We start from the raw sequence: 364 nt of genomic DNA, 5'->3' as shown, positions 1-364 counted from the left end.
TGGTGGAGCCTACCGGGATCGAACCGGTGACCTCCTGCGTGCAAGGCAGGCGCTCTCCCAGCTGAGCTAAGGCCCCCTTCTTGCTGCTGCTTTTTCTCTCAGGCGGTGTTGAGCTCTTCCTTCACTCGGTCATTGGCCTCATGCCAACTCCCTCGCTCATTTATCGCTCGCCTTGCCTGATAGAAAAATCATTGCAATAAGATCAAGGCAATTTGAGTAAGACAAGGCGCTTTTCGCCGACGTGTAGCCTGCTACACGAGGTGGAAAGCAACGCTGAATTACACAAATTTGGTGGGTCTGGGCAGACTTGAACTGCCGACCTCACCCTTATCAGGGGTGCGCTCTAACCAACTGAGCTACAGAC

1 tRNA gene is annotated in these 364 nt (G+C 53.8%); it reads right to left on the bottom strand.

The features are described from left to right. Nucleotides 1–76, bottom strand: a tRNA-Ala gene (locus FZZ93_RS18215). Nucleotides 77–364: the final 288 nt, after the last annotated feature.

This window comes from Halomonas eurihalina (genome assembly GCF_008274785.1).
Lineage (GTDB): Bacteria > Pseudomonadota > Gammaproteobacteria > Pseudomonadales > Halomonadaceae > Halomonas > Halomonas eurihalina.
This window is presented reverse-complemented; position numbering and strand designations above follow the sequence as displayed.